The sequence below is a fragment of the Streptomyces sp. NPDC051740 genome, assembly GCF_044453165.1.
GTDB lineage: Bacteria > Actinomycetota > Actinomycetes > Streptomycetales > Streptomycetaceae > Streptomyces > Streptomyces atrovirens.
In genome coordinates this window covers 136,550-152,895 of record NZ_JBITCL010000011.1, presented here as the reverse complement: position 1 = coordinate 152,895, position 16,346 = coordinate 136,550, and the positions used below count along the sequence as shown (strand labels likewise).

17 protein-coding genes and 2 pseudogenes are annotated in these 16,346 nt (G+C 73.5%); 14 read left to right on the top strand and 5 right to left on the bottom strand.

The features are described 5' to 3' along the window. Positions 1-24: 24 nt before the first annotated feature. Positions 25-402 (bottom strand): annotated as a pseudogene (locus ACIA6T_RS20240) (PaaX domain-containing protein, C- domain protein); the annotation flags it as partial. Here ACIA6T_RS20240 and ACIA6T_RS20235 point away from each other — a divergent pair. From ACIA6T_RS20235 to ACIA6T_RS20215, 5 genes are all read left to right on the top strand, one after another. Then, positions 356-547 carry a hypothetical protein gene (locus ACIA6T_RS20235; protein ID WP_399447936.1) on the top strand — a complete coding sequence of 64 codons (192 nt, stop codon included), beginning with the start codon at positions 356-358 and terminating at the stop codon, positions 545-547. The pseudogene ACIA6T_RS20240 and the gene ACIA6T_RS20235 sit on opposite strands and share 47 nt — an antisense overlap. A 161-nt stretch (positions 548-708) precedes the next feature. Beyond that, positions 709-1,794: a WD40/YVTN/BNR-like repeat-containing protein gene (locus ACIA6T_RS20230; protein WP_399447930.1), complete on the top strand. Its 1,086-nt coding sequence runs from the start codon at positions 709-711 to the stop codon at positions 1,792-1,794. 91 nt (positions 1,795-1,885) lie between these two features. After that, the gene (locus ACIA6T_RS20225; protein WP_399447842.1) at positions 1,886-2,563 is read left to right on the top strand and encodes a uracil-DNA glycosylase; all 678 of its coding nucleotides are present in this window, start codon (positions 1,886-1,888) and stop codon (positions 2,561-2,563) included. After that, positions 2,560-3,567 carry an N-acetylglucosamine kinase gene (locus ACIA6T_RS20220; protein WP_399447841.1) on the top strand — a complete coding sequence of 336 codons (1,008 nt, stop codon included), beginning with the start codon at positions 2,560-2,562 and terminating at the stop codon, positions 3,565-3,567. Before ACIA6T_RS20225 ends, ACIA6T_RS20220 begins: the two co-directional genes overlap by 4 nt. An 84-nt stretch (positions 3,568-3,651) precedes the next feature. After that, positions 3,652-4,575: a sirohydrochlorin chelatase gene (locus ACIA6T_RS20215; RefSeq protein WP_399447840.1), complete on the top strand. Its 924-nt coding sequence runs from the start codon at positions 3,652-3,654 to the stop codon at positions 4,573-4,575. An 82-nt stretch (positions 4,576-4,657) separates the two neighbouring features. Here ACIA6T_RS20215 and ACIA6T_RS20210 read toward each other — a convergent pair whose 3' ends face one another. After that, a complete protein-coding gene (locus ACIA6T_RS20210; protein WP_399447839.1) occupies positions 4,658-5,686 on the bottom strand; it encodes a lactonase family protein in 1,029 nt (342 codons plus the stop codon). 93 nt (positions 5,687-5,779) lie between these two features. After that, a complete protein-coding gene (locus ACIA6T_RS20205) occupies positions 5,780-7,267 on the bottom strand; it encodes an FUSC family protein (RefSeq protein ID WP_399447838.1) in 1,488 nt (495 codons plus the stop codon). Between the two features lie 206 nt (positions 7,268-7,473). On the opposite strand from ACIA6T_RS20205, the gene ACIA6T_RS20200 reads away from it, so the two are divergent. The 4 genes from ACIA6T_RS20200 (at position 7,474) to ACIA6T_RS20185 (ending at position 12,463) form a co-directional block, all read left to right on the top strand. Next, a complete protein-coding gene (locus ACIA6T_RS20200) occupies positions 7,474-7,950 on the top strand; it encodes an Lrp/AsnC family transcriptional regulator (RefSeq protein ID WP_383341007.1) in 477 nt (158 codons plus the stop codon). Between the two features lie 20 nt (positions 7,951-7,970). Continuing rightward, positions 7,971-8,666, top strand: a complete 696-nt coding sequence (locus ACIA6T_RS20195) for an HAD family hydrolase (protein ID WP_399447837.1) — start codon at positions 7,971-7,973, stop codon at positions 8,664-8,666. A gap of 138 nt (positions 8,667-8,804) precedes the next feature. After that, on the top strand, positions 8,805-11,621 hold the full coding sequence (locus ACIA6T_RS20190; RefSeq protein ID WP_399447836.1) for a beta-L-arabinofuranosidase domain-containing protein: 2,817 nt from the start codon (positions 8,805-8,807) through the stop codon (positions 11,619-11,621). A 92-nt stretch (positions 11,622-11,713) separates the two neighbouring features. Beyond that, positions 11,714-12,463: a DUF4142 domain-containing protein gene (locus ACIA6T_RS20185; protein WP_399447835.1), complete on the top strand. Its 750-nt coding sequence runs from the start codon at positions 11,714-11,716 to the stop codon at positions 12,461-12,463. Between the two features lie 5 nt (positions 12,464-12,468). Here the strand turns inward: ACIA6T_RS20185 and ACIA6T_RS20180 are convergent, their stop codons facing one another. Beyond that, the gene (locus ACIA6T_RS20180) at positions 12,469-13,227 is read right to left on the bottom strand and encodes a LysR family transcriptional regulator substrate-binding protein (protein ID WP_399447834.1); all 759 of its coding nucleotides are present in this window, start codon (positions 13,225-13,227) and stop codon (positions 12,469-12,471) included. Between the two features lie 58 nt (positions 13,228-13,285). On the opposite strand from ACIA6T_RS20180, the gene ACIA6T_RS20175 reads away from it, so the two are divergent. Next, positions 13,286-13,684, top strand: a complete 399-nt coding sequence (locus ACIA6T_RS20175) for a DUF5997 family protein (protein WP_399447833.1) — start codon at positions 13,286-13,288, stop codon at positions 13,682-13,684. Positions 13,685-13,787: 103 nt separating this feature from the next. Further along, positions 13,788-14,276, top strand: coding sequence for a hypothetical protein (locus ACIA6T_RS20170; RefSeq protein WP_073934862.1), 489 nt, complete (start codon positions 13,788-13,790; stop codon positions 14,274-14,276). On the opposite strand, the gene ACIA6T_RS20165 is transcribed toward ACIA6T_RS20170, so the two are convergent. Further along, on the bottom strand, positions 14,242-14,565 hold the full coding sequence (locus ACIA6T_RS20165) for a hypothetical protein (RefSeq protein WP_399447832.1): 324 nt from the start codon (positions 14,563-14,565) through the stop codon (positions 14,242-14,244). The genes ACIA6T_RS20170 and ACIA6T_RS20165 overlap by 35 nt on opposite strands. On the opposite strand from ACIA6T_RS20165, the pseudogene ACIA6T_RS20160 reads away from it, so the two are divergent. From ACIA6T_RS20160 to ACIA6T_RS20150, 3 genes and pseudogenes are all read left to right on the top strand, one after another. Further along, positions 14,564-14,878: pseudogene (locus ACIA6T_RS20160) on the top strand (helix-turn-helix domain-containing protein); the annotation flags it as partial. The gene ACIA6T_RS20165 and the pseudogene ACIA6T_RS20160 sit on opposite strands and share 2 nt — an antisense overlap. Before the next feature lie 61 nt (positions 14,879-14,939). After that, the gene (locus tag ACIA6T_RS20155; protein ID WP_399447935.1) at positions 14,940-15,200 is read left to right on the top strand and encodes a hypothetical protein; all 261 of its coding nucleotides are present in this window, start codon (positions 14,940-14,942) and stop codon (positions 15,198-15,200) included. A gap of 60 nt (positions 15,201-15,260) precedes the next feature. Beyond that, entirely contained in the window at positions 15,261-16,334 is a 1,074-nt protein-coding gene (locus ACIA6T_RS20150; RefSeq protein ID WP_399447831.1) for a MerR family transcriptional regulator, read from the top strand. Positions 16,335-16,346: the final 12 nt, after the last annotated feature.

Genomic DNA, 16,346 nt, shown 5'->3' with positions numbered 1-16,346 from the left:
GAGACGTCCCGTGCGGCGTCTCGCACGGCTGACCGGCCCCTGTACGACTTCACGCACCTCCCCCGTCAGCTCACGCCGGTACTCCGCATGGGCAGGACGCAGCCGCACCGCCCTCGCGGAGTTCGGCGAGCCGGAGGGCGGCTAACGGGGTGCGAAGGTCCGCGCGTTCGGCGGGGTTCTGCCCGTTGCGATGATCACCACCAGCTCCCGATCGCCGTCCCGCTCGCGCGTGCGCGGCTTCACTGACTCGCCCTGGTGGCGCTGACGTTCGAGCAGCCGGTCGCTGAACCGGTAGCCGACGTCCGTACTCCGCAGGTCATCAGCGGCAACCATCCGGCTGAGCGCCGCGCGGAGCGTGGACCCGCCGACGCCGAAGCCCTCCCCGAGCCGCCCGAGTTCCCTCTTCGTCCGGCACGCCCCGCCCGCCGTCGCCGACGCCTTCTGCGCGACGCGGCTGGGCGGCGACCGGGGACACGCCTTCGGCACCCTGCCCGCGTCGGCCGGCCTGGACGCGATCCTCGGCCGCGCGCTGCCGGACGGCGGCTGACCCCGCCGTCCGGCCACCGCACACGGGCGTCCCCGTACCCGCCCGCACAGGACCTGACCTGCGACGACGCCGATCCGGGGGGTGACTGTCAGTGGTGGGGTGCAGACTGGCCGGTGTCCTGGATCGAGGGCGTCGACGAAGACGTCGCGGAGGTGATCGGCATGACCGAGGTACTGCTCGCCGTGGGCACCCGAAAGGGCCTGTTCATCGGGCGCCGGCGAGGTGACACCTGGGAGTTCGACGAAAGTCCCTACTTCAACGCGCAGGCCGTGTACTCGATCGCCATCGACACCCGTGGCGCGAGCCCGCGGCTGCTGGCCGGCGGGGACAGCGCGCACTGGGGCCCCTCGGTGTTCCACTCCGACGACCTCGGCCGAAGCTGGACCGAACCGGCCCGGCCCGCCGTCAGGTTCCCCGAGGACACGGGGGCTTCGCTGGAGCGGGTCTGGCAGCTGCACCCGTCCGAGGCCGAACCGGACGTGGTGTACGCGGGGACGGAACCGGCCGCGCTGTACCGCTCGGAGGACCGCGGGGAGACCTTCGAACTGGTCCGGCCGCTGTGGGAGCACCCCACGCGGGCGAAGTGGGTCCCCGGCGGCGGTGGTGAGGGGCTGCACACCGTGCTGACCGACGTCTGTGATCCGCGCGCCGTGACGGTGGCCGTCTCGGCGGCGGGCGTGTTCCGCACCCTGGACGGCGGCGCGAGCTGGGTCCCGTCCAACTCCGGGGTGTCCGCGGTGTTCCTGCCGGACCCGAATCCGGAGTTCGGGCAGTGCGTGCACAAGGTCGCCCGGGACGCGGCGAACCCGGACCGGCTGTACCTGCAGAACCACTGGGGTGTGTACCGCAGCGACGACGCGGGCGGAAGCTGGACGGACATCGGCGAGGGCCTGCCGTCGACGTTCGGCTTCACGGTGGTGGCCCATCCCCGTCGCGGTGACACGGCGTACGTGTTCCCGATCAACGCCGACTCCGACCGGGTGCCGGCCGACCGGCGCTGCCGGGTCTTCCGGACGGCGGACGCGGGCAGGAGCTGGGAGCCGCTCACGGCGGGGCTGCCGCGGGAGGACCACTACGGCACGGTGCTGCGCGACGCGATGTGCCACGACGGCGCGGACCCGGCGGGCGTCTACTTCGGCAACCGCAACGGCGAGGTGTACGCGTCCGCCGACGACGGCGACAGCTGGCGGCAGTTGGCGTCGCACCTGCCGGACGTGCTGTGCGTACGGGCTGCGGTCGTCGCATGAACCACATGAACCACATGAGCCGTATGAGGGCCCCGTCCGGTCCTGGCCACTGGTTGATCTCCGCCGCCGTCACGGCAGTAAGGTGACGCCCGTGGCACCACGACCCTTGAATGAAATCGTCGAAGCGGGCTGGGCGAAGGCCCTGGAGCCGGTGGCCGAACGGATCGCCGGAATGGGGGACTTCCTGCGCGCGGAGATCGCCGCGGGACGCACCTACCTCCCGGCCGGAGCGAACGTCCTGCGCGCCTTCCAGCAGCCCTTCGACGAGGTACGCGTTCTGATCGTCGGGCAGGACCCGTACCCCACACCGGGACACGCGGTGGGACTGTCGTTCTCGGTCGCGCCCGAGGTGCGGCCGCTGCCGGGCAGCCTCATCAACATCTTCCGGGAGCTGAACACCGACCTGGGACTGCCCCAGCCGTCGAACGGTGACCTCACGCCGTGGTCCCAGCAGGGCGTGCTGCTGCTCAACAGGGCGCTGACGACGGCCCCGCGCAAGCCGGGCGCCCACCGCGGCAAGGGCTGGGAGGAGGTCACCGAGCAGGCGATACGGGCCCTGGCCGGCCGGGGCAAGCCCCTGGTCTCCATCCTGTGGGGACGGGACGCCCGCAACTGCCGTCCCCTGCTGGGCGATCTGCCCGCGGTGGAGTCGGCCCACCCGTCGCCGATGTCCGCCGACCGCGGTTTCTTCGGCTCCCGCCCGTTCAGCCGGGCCAACGACCTGCTGATCCGCCAGGGCGGCCAACCGGTGGACTGGCGCCTGCCGTGACCGGGCCCGGTTTCCTCGCCGTGGACTCCGGGGGCTCCGGTCTGCGGGTCGTCGTCGGGGCCGGCGGGCGCGGGCCACTGGCCCGGGGCGCCTCCGGGGAACCGGTGCGGACGGGGACCCGGGGCCTCGACCCGGGGCACCTCATGGAGCAGCTGGTCCCGATGGCGCGGGCCCTGTGCGCGGAGGCCGGGGTCGAGGGGGTGGAGGCGGCCGTCGTCGGGGCCGCCGGGCTGGCCAGTCTGGGAGACGCGCTGCGCGCGGAGCTGCCGGGGGCGCTCGGCCGTGAGCTGGGTGTGCGGCGGGTGGTGCTGGCCGCCGACGCCGTCACCGCGTACGTCGGTGCCCTCGGGGCGCGGCCCGGTGCCGTGATCGCCGCCGGTACGGGGGTGATCGCGGTCGGCACCGATCTGACCGGCTGGCGCCGGGCGGACGGCTGGGGGCACCTGCTGGGCGACTGCGGCGGCGGCGCCTGGATCGGACGGGCCGGGCTGGAGGCGGCGCTGCGCGCGCACGACGGGCGGGAGGGCGGCTCCGCGCGGCTGCTGGCGAGCGCCGAGGACCTGTTCGGCCCGGCGGCCGGGCTGCCCGGCCGGCTGTATCCGCGGACCGACCGGCCGGCCGTGCTCGCCTCCTTCGCTCCCCGGGTGGGCGAGTGCGCGTCCGACGGTGATCCCGTCGCCGTGGCGGTGCTGCGGGCCGCGGCCCGGCACATGGCCGGCTCCGCCGCGGCCGTGTGCCCGGCGGCGGGCGAGCCCGTGGTCGGTCTCACCGGTGGTCTGTTCCGGATGGGTGCCGTGCTGCTCGACCCCCTGGACGAGGAGCTGGCCGAGCGGCTGCCGGGGGCGCGGCGGATCATGGCCGAAGGGGACCCCCTGCACGGGGCGGTCCGTATCGCGGAGGACCTCACCGCCGGCTCGTTCGCCCTTCCGGGCGACGAGAAGATGCTGTACATGACGAGCCCGGCAGGTGAGGACGTCACCCGCGCGGCCGACGTCCGTACGTGACTCATCAGACAAAACCGGACGGATACCGCTCACTCGCACCCTCCCCGAACAGGGGAGCCCGGGAAACCACTAACATGCGGCAACATGAGCACCCCCACTGGGCCCGCGTCCGGCCTGCCAGTACGAATGCCGCGACCCCGTCAGCCGGGGCGGCACCGCCGTCCCGAGCCGCTGGTGGCTCCCGAGGACGCGCCCGCGCTCGTCCTCGCCGTGCCGGGTGCGCCCAGTAGTGCCACCCGCTCGCTCGCCGAAGAGGTCGTGAGCATCGCCCGTTCCGAGCTGCCCGGTCTGGACGCCCGGATCGGCTACCTCGACGGTGACGACGAGGAATTCCCGACGCTGCGGTCCGTCCTCGCGTACGCGGCCGAGGAGCGCACCGCCCGCTTCGAGCAGGCCCGCGCCGCCGGCATGGACGTCAAGGAGCCCGACGGCCCCGTCGCCGTCGTCGTACCGCTGCTCGCCGGTCCGGACAGCGCGCTGCTGCGCCAGGTCCGCCAGGCCGTGATGGACAGCCGTGTCGCCGCCGAGCTGACCGATGTGCTGGGCCCGCACCCGCTGCTCGCCGAGGCGCTGCACGTGCGGCTGTCCGAGGCCGGTCTGGCCCGCGCCGACCGTGCCCGTCTGTTCACCGTGGCGACCGCGGCGGACGGCATCATCCTGGCCTCCGTGGGCGGTGACGAGGCCGTGCAGGCGGCCGGGATCACCGGCATGCTGCTCGCCGCGCGCCTCGCCGTGCCGGTGATGGCGGCGGCCCTGGACCAGGAGGGTTCCATCGCCTCCGTGGCCGAGCAGCTGCGCGGCTCCGGTTCGCAGCAGCTGGCGCTCGCGCCGTACCTGATCGGCCCGGAGATCGACGCGAGCCTGATCGAGGAGGCCGCGAAGGAGGCGGAGTGCTCCGCCGCCGAGGCGCTCGGCCCGTACCCGGCGATCGGCAAGCTGGCGCTGGCCAAGTACACGACCGCGCTGGGCATCGCCCCGCAGCAGGCGCAGAGCACCCCGGCCCACTGACCCGGCCGGCTCCCGCACGACGCCGAAAGGGCCCGCTCCACGCACCGGAGCGGGCCCTTCGTCATGTCTCCTCGGGCTCCGGTCAGCCGGTGACCACGCAGGACGCCGCGGGCACCGGGACCGAGCCGGCGCGCCGCGGCACTCCCGTGTCCGGGTCGAGCGCGAACCAGGTCACGTCCCCGGAGCGTTCGTTGGCGACGTACAGGACGCCGTCGGAGACGGTGATCGCGCGGGGCCAGCGACCGCCGCAGGGGACGGTGGTGAGCGGGGTCAGCGCCTTGCCCTCCCCCTCGACCGCGAACACCGACAGGGCGTCCTCGCCGCGGGTCGCGGTCCACACGAAGCGGCCGTCGGGCGAGACGGCCACCCCGGACGGATAGGCGTCGCCGGCCGGGACACCGGGCAGGACCGGGATCTCGGCGAGCGGTCTGAGCGCGCCGTCGGCGGCGTCCCAGCGGCAGACGACGAGGGTGGGGCTGAGTTCGTTGAGGACGTACGCGTACGTCCCGTCCGGGTGGAAGGCCAGGTGCCGCGGGCCCGAGCCGGGGCGCAGGGCGATCTCCCGGTGCGGTGCGAGCACGCCGTCGGCCAGGGTGCAGACCCGTACCGAGTCGGTGCCGAGGTCGACGCCGACCGCCCAGCGGCCGCTCGGGTCGGGCTGCACCTGGTGGGCGTGCGGGCCCTGCTGGCGCTGCGGATGAGGGCCGGAGCCGCTGTGCCGGAACACCCCGGACACCGGCGCGAGGCCGCCGTCCGGGCGGACGGGGACGACGCTGACGCTGCCGGAGCCGTAGTTCGCGGTGAGGACGTGTCCGGCGAAGAGGCTGAGGTGGGTCGGCCCGCTGCCGTCCACCCGCACCTGTCGCCCGGCCGGCCGCGGCCCGTACGCGGTCACGCGGAACGCGGCCACGGCGCCCTCGGCCGTCTCGCTGACCGCGTACAGCATGCGGCCGTCGGACGACAGGGCCAGGTAGGACGGGTCGGGTACGACGTCCACGGTGCTCAGGACGGTCAGTGCGCCGCTGCCGGGGGTGACGGCCGCGGTGACGATGCCCGGGCCTCCCGCCGCCGTGAACGACCCGATGAACGCCCGCCGTCTGCCGTCCGCCACGGCTGTCCCCTCTCGTCCGATGCCGACCGGGGTGACGGTAGCAGTCGGTCACGTCAGGTCTAGACCAAAGGTCCGCCCGGTGCGTCCGCTGCGTCAGGCCCCGACCAGCGGGGAGCCGGACGGCGCCCGCAGCGGCGCGGCCAGCTCGGCGAGGGCGCGTTCCAGACCGTGCAGATGGGCCAGGGCGGGTTCCGTCCCGGCCGGGGAGGTCCGTACGGCGATGTCCCGGCCGCCGGTGAGCGCCTCGACGGCGGCCTCGACGCGCCAGCAGGCGGCGGCCAGCCGGGCGTCGTGCGAGGCCTCCGGGTCGGCGGCGACGGCGACGAGGCCGCGGACCTCCCGGGCGCAGTCGTCGAGCAGGGCGAGCACCCGCCGGGCGCGCCGCTTGCGGCCGAGCATGGGGTTCAGCGGATGCACCAGCGGGGCGACCGAGAGCCGTACCCGGGCGAGCAGCTGTTCCAGCTCCGCCACCACCGGCGCCGGGTCTGCGTCCGCGGTCCCGGCCAGCCGTACGGCCGCCTGAGCGGTGCACGCGTGGACGCAGCGCAGGGCCCGCTGGATCCAGGCGTCGGTGATGCTGTGCGTGGTCACGGGCAGGACGAACGCCACCGCCAGCACGGCGCCGAGCGCGCCGACGGCGGTCTCCACGAGCCGGAGTGCCAGCAGATCGGGGGTGAGCACGCCCAGCAGGCCGTAGAGCATGGCGGCGAGCACCGTCACCCAGAGCATCATCCAGGTGTAGGACACGGCGGCCGTGTAGAAGATGCCGAAGACGGCGACGGCGACGACCAGTGCGGTCAGCGGCCCGTCCCCGTGTGCGGGGACGGCGACGAAGAGCGCGAGCCCGATGCCGATGACGGTGCCGAGCACCCGGCGGAAGCCGCGTACCAGGGTCTCGCCGCGCGAGGTGGTGTTGACGAAGACCCACCAGGTGGCGCCGACGGCCCAGTACCAGCGCTGCCCGGACACCAGTTGGCCCACGACCAGGGCGAAGCCCGCGCCGGCGGTCGCCTGGACCGCCTGGCGGGTGGTCACGCGGGCCAGCCCGGTGCCGGCGGGCGGCGCCGGTACGACGGCCGGGGGCAGCCGGCGCTCGTAGCACCACAGTCCGAAGCGCACCGTGGCGGCGGCGAGCACGGACAGCAGGACGGAGGCGTACAGCTCGGGGAGCTGGGCGGTCCTCGCGTGCAGGAACTGCGCCACGAAGTAGGTCATGAAGGCGAAGACGCCGAGGCTGTGGCCGCGCGGGCCCCAGCGCCGCGCGTACACGCCGAGTCCGACCACGGCGAGGAAGGTGAGGTCACGGGCGACCGGGTGGTCCTGCAGCACGGCCGCGGCGGCGAGCACCGGCAGGCCGACGGCGGGCAGCAGCGCCGTGGTGACGGCCTGCCCGCGGACGGTGGCGTCGGTGACGGTGAACAGGGCGAGCAGCGCGGCGAGCCCGCCGGTGACGGCGCCGGTGAGCGAGTGCCCGGCCAGGCCGCAGACGACTACGGCCAGCCCGATGCCGAGCACGGCCCGCGCCGCGAAGCGCAGCCGGATCCGGCCCGGGTCCGGAGCCATGAACACCCTCTTCAGCACGTACCGCCCCCTGGGAACTCGTTGGTGTGCGCCGTGGCACGAAAAAGGCGCCGCGGGGTCCGCAGCGCCATCGACCCCTCCATATCAGCATCTCTTCCACCAGTGGCTCAACCGACTCTTGTGGGAGTAAGCCATTGGTACAGTGTTCGCGGCATTCCTACGGCCGTCGAAGTGCCAATGGCCGATACGGGGACACTTCGGATCCCATGGCCGTGGACGAGCTCGACACCCGCATCCTGCGGCTGCTGCTGGAGCAGCCGCGCACCAGCGTGCGGGAGTACGCCCGCGTCCTCGGGGTGGCCCGCGGCACTCTCCAGGCCCGGCTGGACCGGATGGAGCGCGAGGGCGTGATCACCGGTACCGGCCCCGCCCTCTCCCCCGCCGCGCTGGGCCATCCCGTCCTCGCGTTCGTGCACATCGAGGTCACCCAGGGGCACCTGGACGAGGTGGGTGACGCGCTGGCCGCCGTACCGGAGATCGTCGAGGCGTTCTCCACCACGGGCGGCGGCGATCTGCTGGCCCGGGTGGTGGCGCGCGACAACGCGCACCTGGAGGACGTGGTCCAGAAGCTGATCAGCCTGCCCGGCGTGGTCCGCACCCGCACCGAGGTGGCGCTGCGTGAGCGCGTCCCGCACCGGCTGCTGCCGCTGGTGGAGTCGATCGGCCGGACGGCACGGAAGTGAGCCCTGTCATCCTGGACCCCATGAGCACCTTCGGCACCCTCTCGGTCGTCTTCGATCTCGACGGAACGCTCGTGGACAGCGAGCCGAACTACTACGAGGCGGGCCGGCGGACCCTCGCCGAGTACGGGGTGCCGGACTTCTCCTGGGCCGAACACGAGCGCTACGTGGGGATCAGCACCCGGGAGACGCTCGCCGACTGGCGGGAGCGGTACGGCCTGTCCGCCCCGGTGGAGGAGCTGCTCGCGGTCAAGGACCGCCATTACCTGAAGCTGGCCGGCGCCTCGACGCGGGTGTACCCGGAGATGCGGGCGTTCGTCGAGCTGCTGGCGGCCGAGGGCGTGCCGATGGCCGTGGCCTCCGGTTCCTCGCCCGTCGCCATCGGGGCGATCCTGGCCGGCACGGGCCTGGACGCGTATCTGCGCACCGTCGTGTCGGCCGACGAGGTGGCGCGGGGCAAGCCGGCCCCGGACATCTTCCTGGAGGCGGCCCGCAGGATCGGAGCGGACCCGGCCGACTGCGTGGTGGTCGAGGACGCGGCCCCGGGCGCCGCGGCGGCGCACGCGGCCGGGATGCGCTGCGTCGCCGTCCCCTATGTCGCCGCCCAGGCCGACGCGCCCGAGTTCGCCACCGCCGGTCTGCTGCTGCGCGGCGGACAGGCGGAGTTCACGGCGCGGGCCGCGCACGCCTGGCTGATGGACTCCGCCCGGCGCTCCTGACCGGCTCCCGCCGTCCGCGCGTCCTCGGCGAACGTCCGGAACCGATCGCTCCCGCACCGTTGACGCCTTTCCGTCCCCTCCCTATCGTCTGGTCGATCGTTCGTACAGCGTTCGCTATACCGAACAGAGGAGCATTCCATGGCACGGCCCCTCTCCAGACGAACCCTCTTCCAGGCAGCCGCCCTGACGGCGACCGCGGTCTCCGCCGCGACCACCGGGCGCGCCGTCGCCGCACCCGCCGCGCCGGCCGCCGCTTCCGGTGTGCCGGCGGCGTGGACCGTACGGCCGTTCGGGCTGGAGGACGTGACACTCGGACCGGGCGTCTTCGCCGGCAAACGGCGGCTGATGCTCGACCACGCCCGTGGCTACGACGTGAACCGGCTGCTCCAGGTCTTCCGCGCCAACGCCGGCCTGTCCACCCGGGGCGCGGTCGCGCCCGGCGGCTGGGAGGGGCTGGACGGGGAGGCCAACGGCAATCTGCGCGGCCACTACACCGGCCATTTCCTGACCATGCTGGCGCAGGCGTACCGCGGCACCGGCGAGCAGGTCTTCGCGGACCGGATCGCCACCGTGGTCAGGGCCCTGACCGAGGTACGGGAGGCGCTGCGCCGCGCCCCGGCCGTGCTGAGCGTGGAGGGACGGTTCGGCCGTGCGGCGGAGAACGCGCGCGGCTCGTACCAGTACGTGGACCTTCCGGCGGCCGTCCTCGCCGGCTCCCCCGCACTCACCCTGTCCGCGTGGGTGCGCCCCGCGCACGACGCCGCCTGGGCCAGGGTCTTCGACTTCGGCGACGACACCACCCGCTATCTGTATCTGGCCGCCCGCAACGCGAACGGGGTGCCGCGGTTCGCCGTCACCACGTCGGGGCCGGGCGGCGAGCAGGGCCTCGACGGCACCGCGCCGCTGCCGGTCGGCGAGTGGAGCCATCTGGCGGTGACCCTCGCCGACGGCACCGGCACCCTCTACGTCGACGGCACCGCCGTGGCCCGGAGCACGGGCATCACGCTGACCCCGGCCGCGCTCGGCACCCTCACCAACAACTGGCTGGGGCGCTCCGACTTCCCCGCCGATCCGGTGTTCGCGGGCGCGTTCGAGGACGTCAACATCCATGCGCGGGCGCTGACCGCCGACGAGATCACGGAGTTGCAGGGCCGCCGTGCCGCCGACGCCTCGGCCGGCCGGGGCGATCTGGCGTCGTACGCCTTCGACGAGACGGCCGGGGCGACGTTCGCCGACGCCTCCGGCCGGGGCCTGGACGCCACCCTGCGCCGCACGTGGGGCGCGCCGAGCCATCCCGGCTTCCTCGCCGCGTACCCGGAGACGCAGTTCATCGAACTGGAGTCGATGACCGGCAGCGACTACACCCGCGTGTGGGCGCCGTACTACACCGCGCACAAGATCCTCAGGGGGCTGCTGGACGCGTACCTCGCCACGGACGACGACCGGGCGCTCGATCTCGCGTCCGGCATGTGCGACTGGATGCACGCGCGGCTGTCCGTGCTGCCGGCGGCCACCCTGCAGCGGATGTGGGGGCTGTTCTCCAGCGGGGAGTTCGGCGGCATCGTCGAGGCGATCTGCGATCTGCACGCGATCACCGGACGGGCCGAACACCTCGCTCTCGCCAAGCTGTTCGACCTGGACCGGCTCATCGACGCCTGCGCGGCGAACACCGACGTCCTCGAAGGACTCCACGCCAACCAGCACATCCCGATCTTCACGGGCCTGGTGCGGCTGCACGACGAGACGGGCGAGGAGCGCTACCTCACGGCCGCGAAGAACTTCTGGGGCATGGTCGTACCCCACCGGATGTACGCGATCGGCGGCACCAGCAGCGGCGAGTTCTGGAAGGCCCGCGACATGATCGCGGGCACGATCACCGACACCACCGCCGAGACGTGCTGCGCGTACAACATGCTCAAGCTGAGCCGGACGCTGTTCTTCCACGAGCAGGACCCGGCGTACATGGACTACTACGAGCGGGCCCTGTTCAACCAGGTGCTCGGCTCCAGGCAGGACCGGCCGGACGCGGAGAAGCCGCTGGTCACCTACTTCATCGGGCTGACACCCGGCCATGTGCGCGACTACACGCCCAAGCAGGGGACGACCTGCTGCGAGGGCACCGGCATGGAGAGCGCCACCAAGTACCAGGACTCGGTGTACTTCGCGAAGGCCGACGGGTCCGCCCTGTACGTCAACCTCTACAGCGCCTCCCGGCTGACCTGGGCCGAGAAGGGCGTCACGGTCACACAGACCACCCGCTACCCGGAGGAACAGGGCAGCACACTCACCATCGGCGGCGGCCGGGCCTCCTTCACCTTGCTGCTGCGGGTGCCGTCCTGGGCGACCGCGGGCTTCCGGGTGACCGTCAACGGGCGTGCCGTGCCCGGCGCTCCGGTCCCCGGCCGCTACTTCGGCGTCGCGCGGACCTGGCGCGAGGGTGACACCGTACGGATCTCCGTGCCCTTCCGGCTGCGGGTGGAGCGGGCCCTCGACGACCCCGCCCTGCAGGCCCTGTTCTACGGTCCGGTCAACCTGGTCGCCCGCCGGCCGGGGCCGGACGCCGTGCGGTTCGGGCTGTACGGCAACGCCGGCCTCTCCGGCGACCTGCTGCCCTCCCTCACCCCGGTCCCGGACAAGCCGCTGCACTACACGCTGGACGGCATCGCGCTGGCACCCTTCGCGGAGGGGACCGAGGACCCGACGCACGTCTACTTCCGGCGCTCGGAACCGCGTGTGATCTTCGGCACGTCCGACTCCGGAGTCGCCAACCCGGCCCGGAGCGACGGCACGACGCTGCTCGACGAGATCTGGGCCGGGGCTCCCTTCCGCGGCAAGGGAGCGCTGGTGACACGGGTGCGGTCCGCCGTGGACGCCTGGGTGTCCGAGGGGCTGCTGAGCCGCGCGGACGGCGACAAGGTGGTGGGTACGGCGCAGAAGGCCGCTTACGCCGACTGAGGCCGGCCGGAAATTCTTTCCCGAACGGTGATTGTCTCGCGCCCGGCGTCCGTACTTCCTGCTGTTGGGCCGTTCACATCCCAGGAGGCACGATGCGCATCTCGCGCAGCACGGCAGGAACCGCGTTCGTGGGCGGAGCCATGATCCTCACCCTCACCGCGCTCGCCTATCCCACCATGCTGGGCGTACAGAACACCTCGACCAAGCAGGACCGGGTGGTGGCCAACACGAACTACGGCCCGTTGACCGAGGCGGACCGCGACTTCGTGGTGAAGGTGCGCGCGGCGGGGCTGTGGGAGCACCCGCTGGGGCTGCTGGCGATGGAGCGGGGGACGACTCCGGAGATGAAGGAGGCGGGCGAGCACCTGGTCGTCGGTCACGGCCGGCTCGACGCCAGCTGCCGCAAGATCTCCCTGGAGCTCGGCATCACGCTGCCGAACCAGGCGTCACCGCAGCAGCAGGGGTTCGTGGAGACCGTGAGGTCCACCAGCGGCAAGGAGTTCGACTCCACGGCGGTGAACATCATGCGCGTGACGCACGGGCAGATCTTCCCCGCCATCGCCAACATCCGGGCCAACACCAGGAACACCCTGGTCCGGCAGCTGGCCGACCAGGCCAACGACACGGTGCTCGACCACATCACGGTGCTGGAGAAGACGGGGCTGGTCAATCACGAGCAGGTCAACTTCCAGCAGACCAGCCCGCCCAAGATGCCGCAGGAGCAGGTGACCCCGCCGGCTCCGCAGGCGGGTGCGCCGGTCCTCGCGCTGGAGATCCCCAAGGGGTTGGAGGACCTCAACACGGCGTCCCCGGCGCCGTCACCGTCCCCGACGGTCAGGTAGCCGCGTCAGGACCCGCGGCGGGGCCTGCCCCGCCGCGGGTTCTTCGCCGTGCCGCCGGTCCCTCCCCGGCGACCGCGGCCGGCCGACTGCTGCCGGGCGGTGGGGGCGGGTTTCCTCGCCGGTGCGGGCTTCTTCGCCGGTGCCGGCTGCTGTCCGCGGCCCCTGGTGCTGTTGACGGTCCGGCCCCGGACGATCCCGATGAAGTCCTCCACCCGGTCCGTCGTCGCCGCCTCGGGCCAGGACAGCGCCACGCTCGACTCGGGAGCCCCCTCGAGCGGCCGGTGGGTGAGGTCCTTGCGGTGGTGCAGCCGGGCGAGCGACAGCGGTACGACGAGCACACCGATCCCGGCCGCGACGAGCTCGATCGCGTCGGCGGTGGTGGCGGGGCGTTCGAGGGCGGGCCGTCCGGGCAGGCTCTCCCAGGTGAGGACATCGTCGAGCGGGTGCAGCACGATGTCGTCGGCCAGGTCCTCCGGGGACACCGCGTCGGCCGCCGTGACGAGGTGGTCCTTGGGCACCACGACGACCGTCTGCTCGGTGTAGAGGGGGATCGCGCTGAGGACCGTACGGTCGACGGGCAGCCGGAGGAGGCCCGCGTCGGCGTCACCGCCCAGCAGCAGCCCCTGCGCCGCCTGGACGGGGACCTGCGTGAGGGTCAGCGGGACGTCGGGCAGCCGCTCGTTCCAGACACGCACCCATTTGTCGGGCATCACGCCGGGTACGTACACGAGCCGGAACGAGGGGGACACTTCCGAGCCTGTCACCTGGCCAGGTTACCGGCCGTGGTCGGCGACCGCGCACACGCTCGATACCCTGGGCGTCATGACGCAGCACCAGAGCACCCAGACGATGAAGCCCGCGACCGCGGCGAAGAAACTGGGTGTGTACCTCGACGCCACCCCCGCCGACTTCCGGGACGGTGTCGTCTCACGCGCCGAGCTGAACGCGCTCCAGGCGGACCCGCCGCAGTGGCTGCGGGACCTGCGGCGCGACGGCCCCCACCCCCGCCCGGTGGTCGCGGCGAAGCTGGGCGTGTCCATCGCCGGCCTCGCGCGCGGCGGGGTCACCGAGGCCCTCACCACCGAGCAGATCGAGGCGCTGAAGGAGGAGCGCCCCGAGTGGCTGGAGCGGGAGCGCACCACCCAGGCCGGGGTCCGCAAGGAGGCGGCCCGGATCAAGAAGCGGAACACGGAGCGCGCGGAAGGCGACGACACCCCCTAAACGCCAGCCCGCGCCACCCTTCCGGTGGATAGAAATATCTACCAGCATGTCCGCCGTACCGCACGCGCCCGCAGCGGCGCGGCCGACCGTGCCCGGGGTGGACATGCACAGCGCCATGTGGAAGCAAGCCGTCGAGTGGCTGGCCGCGGCGGCCACGGACCCGCAGGAGTGCAAGCGCGAGTGGGACCACGGCAAGGGCACGGCGCTGCTCGCGGCGGGCCGGTACTGGGACGTGCTGAGCGTTCCCGACCGGCTCGGGCTGCTCGCCCTGGACATCCTGTGGCGCGACCCCCTGAAGGTGCCCGGGCCCACACTGGTGGACGTCACGGCCCGCAGAGTGGGGTTCTTCCTGCCGCCCGACCCGGCCAGCGAGTGGGTCGGCTTCGGGGTGCGGCACGTGGGCCGCGGGTCCTGGGTCGCCGTACCGCCGCCGTACCGGCCGGCCGGGCGTCTGGAGTGGCTGGTCCCGCCGGACGGCACCGGCACCCTGCACGCCCCCGGCCCGCTCGAACTGGCGCTGCGCGGGGCGACCGGCACGCTCGCCGTGCTGGCGCCGGTCAGCGCGGAGCCGGCGGGTCCGGAGGGCTGGTGAGTTCCTCCCCGGTGTTCTCGTCGGCGTCCTCGTCGGACGGCCGCAGCAGAGGCACCGGGACGGGGAAGGGCACGGGCAGCACCGTCGCGCGCTCGCCGGCCGTGGCGGCGGCGAAGGAGGCCCACAGGCCGTCGCGGTGCTCCGGGACCGTGTACCCCTTGGCCCGCCACTCCGCGACGAGGGCCGTGTAGATCGGCGTATGACCGCCGTACCCACTGGTGAGTTCGGCGTACAACCGGCCCGCGGCGTCGTGCCCGAGAAGGCGCCGCGCCGTCTCAGTGCTGTCCATGCCGGTCCAACGCGCCCCCGTGCGCCGGTGGTACGCCGGTGGCCGCAGGTCCGCCGGGTCGGGTGAAGCCGTCACCCGTACAGCCGTACACGGGGCGGAGCTCCGTCCTGGGCGCGGGATTGAACGAGCGTTCAGCATGCTGTACATGCGTTCGACCCAGGACCACCGGACCACCCGGGCCGTCATCCGTGACGAGGCGTTGCGGCTGTTCGCCGAGCGAGGGCCGGAGTCGGTGACCGTGCGGCAGATCGCCGGGGCCGCCGGGGTGTCGGCCGGGCTCGTGGTGCACCACTTCGGGTCGAAGGAGGGACTGCGGCAGGAGGTCGACCAGTACGTCCTGGCCGTGTTCGAGACGATGCCGGGCGAGCCGACCGGTGAGGACGAGCGGGCTCGGCTGCGTCATCATGATCGCGGGTTTCGTGGTCTTCGACGCCGTCCGCGAGGCGCTGCTCTTCGACCGGCGGCTGGTGTCCGCCGGTTACGGCCGGGCCGTCCTCTTCGCGGCGGGCGGCGCCTTCGGGGACACCGTTCTCCGGGGGCGCCTCGGACTCGGGCTGCTGTGGGCGGGCGCGTTCAGCGCGGTGGGACCGGTGGTGTTCTGGATCAGGACCCGCAGCCGGAACCACGCGCGGTGACCGGCCGGGGTTGACCCTCGACCTGGTCGAGGGACCAGGGTCGCGGGTGTGGAGAGCGAGATGCGCAGCATTGGTGAGATGGCCCGGGACAGCGGGCTGGGCGTGAGTGCCCTGCGGTTCTACGACCGTGCCGGTGTCCTGGTCCCCGACCGGGTGGACCCGGTCAGCGGCTACCGCTGGTACGCCCCCGGGCAACTGGAGGAGGCCCGGCTGCTGGCCCGGCTGCGCCGGGCCGGGATGCCGCTGGCCGACATCCGACTGGTGCTGGCCGGCTGGACGGGCGCCGACACCGATCTCGTACGACAACTCCTCCAGGCGCACCTGCGCCGGCTGGAGCAGGGGCTGTCCGATGCCCGCGCCGAGTTCTCCGCGCTCCGAGTCCTGCTCGACCACAGGGAGAACCCCATGACCTCGCTCCGCACCGGCACCGCCGTACGGCTGTCCCTCTCCGGCCCCGGGCTGGCCGCCGCGCTGGACGCCGTCCGGTTCGCGGCCGGCACCGACCCGGAGCTGCCCGTGCTCGGCGGGATCCACTTCGACGTCGAGGGCGACGCGCTGTGCCTGGTGGCCACCGACCGGTACCGGATGGCCGTGGCGCGCACCGCCGCCGACGGGCACGACGGGTCCCGCGTCCAGGTCACCGTGCCCCTTCCGCTCGCCGACGCGATGCGGGCGCTGCTGGACGGGGAGGGACAGGTCCGGCTCGCCGTGGACGGTGACCGCGTGACCCTGGAGGCCGGGGACCGGCAGACGGCCGGCCAGTGCCTCGGCCACGACTTCCCCGACTACCGGCGCCTCGTCCGCCTCCCGGCCGGGCGGCGTGCCCTGGTGGACGTGCCGGCCTTCCGGGAGGCGGTGCGCACCGGTCCCGTCCGCGCGGACGGGGACGCCGAGTGTCGCGAGCTCACCGTGCTGCGGGTGGCGGAGGACGGCTCGGTCGCCCTGGCCGGGGACGGTGCCGACGGCCGGGACCTCGTCGCCGTCAACCGCGCGTTCCTGCTGGACGCCCTCGCCGCCGGGTCCGGCGACCGGCTGGTCCTCGAGTTCGGCGCCCCCACGGCGCCCCTGGCGATCCGCCGGCCGGACGACGAGCACACGTTCTCGCTCCTGATGCCGGTACGGCTGGAGAACTAGGGCCCCTGGTGC